Annotated in this window: 4 protein-coding genes; all 4 read right to left on the reverse strand. The window is 41.8% G+C overall.

Going from position 1 to position 5,633, the window contains the following annotated elements; all coding sequences use genetic code 11:
• Window positions 1–1,247, reverse strand: a 1,247-nt coding sequence (locus VNZ46_RS16010) for a polysaccharide lyase family 1 protein (RefSeq protein ID WP_325561068.1), incomplete at its 3' end; no start/stop codon positions are given.
• 461 nt (window positions 1,248–1,708) lie between these two features.
• Complete coding sequence (locus VNZ46_RS16015; protein WP_325561069.1) at window positions 1,709–2,830, reverse strand: NAD-dependent epimerase; 1,122 nt, start codon at window positions 2,828–2,830, stop codon at window positions 1,709–1,711.
• Between the two features lie 31 nt (window positions 2,831–2,861).
• A complete protein-coding gene (asnB, locus tag VNZ46_RS16020) occupies window positions 2,862–4,703 on the reverse strand; it encodes an asparagine synthase (glutamine-hydrolyzing) (protein WP_325561070.1) in 1,842 nt (613 codons plus the stop codon).
• On the reverse strand, window positions 4,682–5,633 hold a 952-nt coding region (locus VNZ46_RS16025; RefSeq protein ID WP_325561071.1), incomplete at its 5' end, for a glycosyltransferase. The genes VNZ46_RS16025 and asnB, both read right to left, overlap by 22 nt.

The following is a 5,633-nucleotide window of genomic DNA, read 5'->3' on the forward strand; positions in this document are numbered from 1 at the left end:
CATGTAGATGCAGCAGTAGATACCATATCGGCACCACAGTTTTTGAATATATTTGTGCTTGCGCCACTGATATAACCAGGCTTAGCATTGTATTGTGTAAACAAACCAATATGTTGGTTCTCAAAATAATTATTATCTATCCTTACAGTTGCTCCCATAGATGCTCCGATAGCATATCCATCTCCATTTAACATATAATTATTGAAAACGTGCATATACCCGAATCTGGTACCTGGCTGTCTCTCAGAAACATTGTAGAAATAGTTATCATATACAGTTACCCTCAGGTGGCCTATGTCATCTGTATTTTCGTCGCCAAAACCAATCAGCATAGGGATATGATTGTCATGGAGCCTATTCCACGAAAGGCTCACATAATCTGCACGTTTACCAACATCCAATAAGCCATCATAGTAGTCCCATCCATGGTTTCTGTCGGACGACAAATCGCAATGGTCTACCCAAACGTGGTGCGCACCTTCTTTAATAATGATGTTAGAGTAAGATACTACATTTCTAATGGTCATGTTTTGAATGATAATGTTACTGGTTCCGTAAACCATTAATCCTACACCTTCCAGACTGGAGCCTTTTACGCCCTGAATAGTTTTATTTGATTTCACATTCAGGAAGCCGGTACCGGTAATCTTTCCGGATACCTTGATCACCATAGGAGCACTGGATTCTACTGCCGTTTTAAGGGCGGCAAGTGTGGTTACTACAACAGTCTGCCCATTAACCCCTCCAGTGGTTGTACCATCTACCATAGCATAGCCAATAATACCTGTAGGTGCTGGCGTTGTAACTGCTGGTGGCAGCACTGGTGCCACTGTTCCGGCGGACGTCGTATAAGTATAGGTCCTGCCATTTGTTCTTGGGTCTGTATTGTCCGAACTGGAGAAATAAAGACTGGACGACCAGTGGCTGAAGCGCCCTTTACCCAAGGTCCTGATGTCTGCATGAGCACTGTGCGCAGGTCCTAATTCTTTACCGTTCTCGAAAATCCGAACTGTAGAAGCAGTCGGATTTTGCGTGTTGTCACTCACCGCGCCAAGGTCATTGTATACCTTGTAGGAGAAGCCGCCGTCACTGCTGGCTTTACTCACATCGAGGGCTTTTGTTCCTGAAGAAGTAACCGCAGAAATTGTGGTGTCATTTGTACTTGGAGCGTTAAATGGTGCAGCCTCATCCGAACTTTTTTTACACTTACTAAAAGTTAGCACAACCAGAAGTAATAGAAAGCTCATGGGCAATCGATTTGGTAATTTGTTTTTTCTTTCCATTTGATTTTTTAAAGTATACAGTGGTAACGCAAATATGCGAAGCCATGTACACCTAAAAAACTAGCGGAAGTTTAAGGTTTTTATTATGGAAATGCCACATCTGACGGCATTGCCAATAGAGTTGTTCTGAGGAAATTAACTATTGTGCTAAAAAATAAAACCAATGGTATCTGAAATTTTGGCATTCAGGCAAATAAAATCATATAATTCCGGAGGTAAATTCTTTTAAGGAAATTTATTTACCAAAAAAATAGATGAATAATTCTAAAAATAAATTTAAATTACTTTCAAAAAGATCTATTTGCCTGCAAATCAGAGCTATCGCTACCCTCTGTTTTGTAATTTTTCTGTCACATAACGGAAGTGAAATTCTTAAAACTCAAAAAACAGGTCGAATTATTTGAAAATCCGGATTTTTATTTGTATTATTTTATTGCGAATCTGAAGTCTTTAATCAGCTGCGGGAGCACCAATTCTTCCGGCTGTTTTTTTGGAATCAACTCATAGAAATCCTTATACCAGGTTACAAAATTTCTTACCCCTTCTGCAACGGATACTTTTGGCCGGTATTTGTATAATCGTTTCAGATCAGAAACATCTGCCCAGGTCTCTGCTACATCACCATCTTGTAACGGAAGAAATCTCTTACGACTCTTCAATCCTATGTTTTTTTCAATTTCTGCAATGAAATCGAGCAGGTTGACCGATTGTCCTCTGCCGATATTAAATACTTTAAACGGGGCTTTGGAACTGGCCGGATCAGGCTTGTGTGCCATCCATTCCTTATTGCAGGTAGCCGGATGGTCCAGCACACAGGTAATACCCTGCACAATATCATCTATATAGGTAAAGTCACGCTTCATCATGCCATTATTGAAAACATCGATCGGTTTATTCTCCAGTATGGCTTTGGTAAACATAAATAGCGCCATATCTGGTCTTCCCCATGGGCCGTATACCGTAAAAAATCTTAGGCCGGTGGTAGGAAGACCAAATAAGTGGCTGTAGGTATGCGCCATGAGTTCATTACATTTTTTGGTTGCTGCATAAAGTGATACCGGATGATCTGCGTGCTGATGGACGGAAAATGGCATTTCCTTGTCCAGCCCATATACACTGGAAGAACTGGCGTACACCAGGTTTCGGATATGATGCACCTTACAAGCCTCAAGAATGTTCAGAAAACCTGTAACATTGGCGTCCAGATAGGCTTTTGGATGGCTTAGGCTATATCTTACACCTGCCTGGGCGGCCAGGTTACATACGGCATCGTAATGACAATCTTTGAATACTTTCTTTAACTTACCATGATCCGTCAGGTCAACTTTAATAAACTTATAATTGGGATAATAAGTACTTTGAACTGTTTTTCCATATTCAGTCTGGTCTCTTGGAATCCCCGTGTCTTCCAGACGTCTGTACTTAAGTTCCACATCGTAGTAATCGTTAATATTGTCTATTCCGGTTACTTCGTCTCCGCGCTGAATCAAGTGTTTGGCTAAATGATAGCCAATAAAACCGGCTGTTCCGGTAATCAATACTTTCATATATCTGCGTTTAAAGGTTAAATGCTGTAGATTACTTAGGTAAGTTCTGGTACCAAACCTCCAGGCTGAATACGCAGAATAGTATTTTTGCTCTTCTTTCTTCTGAGATCTGAACCTTTCCGCGCAACAGATCAAGTATGAAATCCTTTTTAAGGAGTGTTGCGTAAAAGGGATCGCCTGCCATCAGTACCTGTTCAATATTTTTTTTCAATTCATAATCCACCCATCTGGCAAGAGGAACCTCAAAGCCTCTTTTGGGTTGATCAATCAATGTTTCCGGAAGATATTTTTTAGCCAGGTCCCGGAGAATAGATTTGGTACGTATACCTTTTATTTTATAACTGTCCTTTAATCCCGGTGCAAAATCAAGCATCTCCCTGCATAGAAAAGGACTTCTCCCTTCAAGCGAATGTGCCATAGTAGCGATATCCATTTTAGGCAGCAGACGCCCAAACAGCATGGATTCAAAATCCAGGTACAAGAGTTTTTTTAAAGGAGAAAGTCCGGAACTCTCCATCCTTTCCAGGTTGGCCGATAAATCTCCCATTAGGGGCTGCACCAAAAACTGGTCTTCAAAACCCACAAACAGATCTGAAGAAGCCGAACAATACATTTTCAAAGGATCTGCATAACCTGCAAACTTGAGCAACCGGTACAAATAAGTATAATAGCTTTGTTTTTTATGTGCTACGGGTAATACGCTGGTCAGCAGCCTGGCTCCATTTCTTTGAAGAGACCCCGGATTAAAGAAATCAATATGTTTAAAAGGTACATACCGTCGATAGCCACCCAGCATTTCATCCGCTCCATCACCATTTAACGCCACCGTAATGTGTTTCTTTGCTTCCCTGGCTACATAATAACTCGGGATAGCTGAATTGTCGGAGTTTGGTTCGCCATGGTTAGTGAGGATCTTTTCAATATCTTTATCTAAATCAGAAAAATCAATTTCTACAACAGTATGTTGTGTTTCGTAGCGTTCTGCAACCTGCTGGGCAAGCACAGATTCATCAAAACTTCCGCTCACTTTAACAGTAAACGTTTTCAGGTTCGAACTGTGCGCTGCAGCCATTGCCGTAACCAAACCACTGTCAATTCCTCCGCTTAGAAACGAACCTACATCCAGGTCCGAGCTGTCTATCCGCCGCCGCACTGCCTGCTGTAAAATATCATCCAGCCGCTCCACAGATTCTTTATAGGAAAATACCTGTTGCTGATGATAAGCTGTCTCTATGTTATACCAGGTAATGTTTTCAGCATAGCCGGTCAATGTATCAATTTTCAAGTAATGGCCACTTTCTAGTTCGTCAACGTGCATATAAGGTGTTGCTTTCCGATAAAAATGCCCCAAATAGAGGTAATCGGCCAAGGCTTCATAATTGAGTTCTGGTTTTACACAACGATTTAAAACATTCAGTTCAGAAGAGAAGACCCAGCTCCCCTGCTTTCCATATACGTATAAAGGTTTCTTACCTGCCCTGTCTCTCGCTAAATATATTCTGCGATTATGCTGGTCATATAACGCAAAGGCAAACATTCCATCAAACTCATCCAGCATTTTCATGCCCAGCAATTCAAAAAGCATCAAAATAGTAAGGGTATCTGAATGGGAAGAAGCTTCGAGATTGTATTTTCTTCGCAACTCCATATGGTTGTAAATCTCGCCGTTAAAAACAATCACCAGTCCGTGATAGCTCATGGGTTGACAGCCCGTAACACTGAGGTCCTGGATGGCAAGACGGGTATGGTACAATACCACATTATCTTGGGTGCGGGACTGCTGCTGATCTGGTCCTCTATGCCGTAAGCCTTCAAATATCAACTTTTCAGCGATTGGGCTTTTATAATCGATCAATCCAAATATTCCACACATAATGTATTAATAAGATCTTTCCAGTGCCCCATAACCTTCTCTTCGCTAAAATCAGATTCAATATAAGCCCTGCCCATACCACCCATCCGTAGGCGCTCTTCAGTATCCATTTCCATAATACAGCGCATTTGCTTTGCTAATGAATTGGCATCTGCCGGCTTGCATAATAACCCGCATGCGGTTGATTCGAGCAGTTCCCTGTTGCCATCTATATCAGTCACCACGATCGGTTTAGCATAGGCCATGGCCTCCAGGATAGCATTAGGCATCCCTTCTGAAAAAGACGATAAAACAAAAGCATCTGCATCTGCCAGATAACTGCTGGTATTTGGTTTAAAGCCTTCTAACCGGACATGGTTTTCAAGCTGCAGGTCTTTGACCATTTGTGCCGGCCATAACTGCCCATTCAATTCACCAACTATGGTTATCCGGTAGCTTTTATCTTTAAGTAAAGCTGCTGCTTTAAATAAGGTAACATAATCTTTATTCCATCTGAAATGCCCCACACAGACCCAGTTAAATAAGGAATGCCTTTGTTCAACGGCTTTCGTACGCAGTTCATTATTTTCAGGCAAATCCGGCACTGAAATTCCGTTATGGATCACTAAGCCCTCTTTTACCGCCAGTTTCCTTTTTTCAAAATTGAGTTTTGAGGCCAGGGAATTGTACACTACTGCGTCATCCAGTTTGGCCGTGTATTTAAAAGGCACATACCATTTTGCAGGGATAACAGAAATCCTGATGGAAGAAATGAGCCGGAAGCGAAGGCTAAGTTTCAAAACCCTTGCGCAAAGAATTGCAGCGAACATAAAGGACACAATCACGTCCGGCCGGAATCTTCTAACCGATCGGTAGAGCATTCGTATGTTCCAAAAGGCATTCCAGGTCCAGTTCCGCAAAAACAACACCTTAATCCCCAGCCTGCCCAGC

The sequence above is a fragment of the Pedobacter sp. genome, assembly GCF_035566355.1.
In the GTDB taxonomy this organism is placed as follows: Bacteria; Bacteroidota; Bacteroidia; order Sphingobacteriales; family Sphingobacteriaceae; genus Pedobacter.